Consider the following 1778-nt stretch of genomic DNA (forward strand, 5'->3'; position numbering starts at 1 on the left):
CTCCGTCCAGGCCCAGGGCGGGGACGAACCGCCACCCCGTGACTGCATCGACTTCGAGGTCCTCATGCCCGGAGCCGCCCAGCGATACCCGCTCGACGCCGGAAATTTCGTCCTCAACAACACCTAGGTTCTGTCTCGAAGTGAAGTGATGGGTGGCACCGCTGTGCGGTGCCGCCCATCTGCATGTTCGGTGAAAGTTGTTGGCCGCTTTGGCATATGGGTGAGGTCTCCGGTATTTCGGGTTAGCGACCAAGCAAACCTGAATAGTCCCGGAGACCTCGTGCCCAGCGTAGTGGTGGCGGGGCGGGCGGATCTGACCGATGCCCAGTGGGCGCGGTTGGAGCCGTTGCTGCCTCGCGGGAAGAAGGCGGGACGCCCGCCGAAGTGGACGAAACGGCAGCTCATCGACGGCATTCGGTGGCGGACCCGGGCCGGGGTGCCGTGGCGGGACGTTCCCGCCGAGTACGGGTCCTGGCAAGCGGTCTACGGATTGTTCCGACGCTGGCAGCGAGCCGGCGCGTGGGCGGCGATCGTGACATCGCTGCAGGTGCTGGCCGACGCGGCCGGGGTGATCGACTGGCAGGTCAGTGTGGACTCCACGATCACTCGGGCCCACCAGCACGCTGCTGGTGCCCGCCGCGACAGCGACCGGCAGGCCGAACCGCCAGCCGGTCCTGGTAAACGCGAGCCGGCCGATCACGGGTTGGGGCGCTCTCGGGGTGGGTGGACCAGCAAGCTGCATCTGGCGTGTGAGCAGGGCTGCCGGGTGTTGTCGGTGCTGGTCACCGCGGGTCAGGCCGGTGACAGTCCTCAGTTCACGGCGGTGTTGGACGGTATCGCGGTGCCGAAACTCGGAGGCGGACGCGCGCGGGTGCGGCCGGTGCGGGTGCTGGCCGACAAGGCATATTCCAGTCGCGGTAACCGGGAGTGGTTACGTCGTCACCGGATCAGAGCAACGATCCCGGTCCCGTCTGATCAGGCCGCGAACCGGCTGCACCGCGGCCGGGCCTGTGGGCGGGCGCCGGCGTTCGATCCAGTGATCTACCGTGACCGCAACGCTGTCGAACGCGGCATCAACCAGCTCAAACAGCATCGGGCCGTGGCCACCCGGTTCGACAAACTCGCCGTCTGAAACCGTCACGGGTTTGGGACCGGCTTCGTGTTCAGACCAGCGCCGGTCGGCGTGGTGAGTTCTGAGCGTAGTAGGCGGACTCGAACTCGGCCGGGGTCAGGTAGTCCAGCCGGGAATGCAGGCGTGCGTTGTTGCCCCAATCGCACCACTCCATGACCGCGAACTCGACCTCGGTGTGGGTCTTGAACGGGCGACTCCGGTTGACGACTTCGGTCTTGAACAAACCGATGATCGACTCAGCCAGAGCATTGTCATAGGCGTCTCCCACTGAACCAACCGATGCTGAGAGCCCTCGCAATGCAAGTGATTCCGTGAACCTCACCGAGGTGTACTGAGACCCGGCGTCGGTGTGAAATATCAGACCGGGCTCGACCGGATGCCCGTAGTGATCGCGCCGCCAGAGGGCCATATTGAGGGCCTTGGAAACCAGAGCGGTCGTTTTGCTGGCCGAGGTGGTCCAGCCGACGATCGCACGCGAGTAGGCGTCGAACACGAACGCCACATACGCCCATCCGGTCCAGGTCGCCACATACGTGAAGTCGGCGACCCACACGTGGTTCGGCGCCGCGGCGGTGAAGTCGCGGTTGAGCTTGTCACCAGCACGGACACCGTTCTTCGCTGGGACGGTCGTTCGTTGTCTACGTCC

The 1778-nt window shown here is 65.4% G+C and carries 2 protein-coding genes; one reads left to right on the top strand and one right to left on the bottom strand.

Translation table 11 applies throughout. The features are described 5' to 3' along the window. The first annotated feature begins 280 nt into the window (after positions 1-280). Positions 281-1132 (top strand): IS5 family transposase, encoded by an 852-nt coding sequence (locus GVY64_RS36860; protein WP_159851305.1) that lies wholly within the window; start codon positions 281-283, stop codon positions 1130-1132. A gap of 31 nt (positions 1133-1163) precedes the next feature. On the opposite strand, the gene GVY64_RS36865 is transcribed toward GVY64_RS36860, so the two are convergent. After that, positions 1164-1778: IS3 family transposase (locus tag GVY64_RS36865; protein ID WP_159851307.1), on the bottom strand; the 615-nt coding region annotated here is incomplete at its 5' end.

Origin of the sequence: Nocardia sp. CY41 (genome assembly GCF_009829325.1) — a bacterium.
Taxonomy (GTDB): Bacteria; Actinomycetota; Actinomycetes; order Mycobacteriales; family Mycobacteriaceae; genus Nocardia.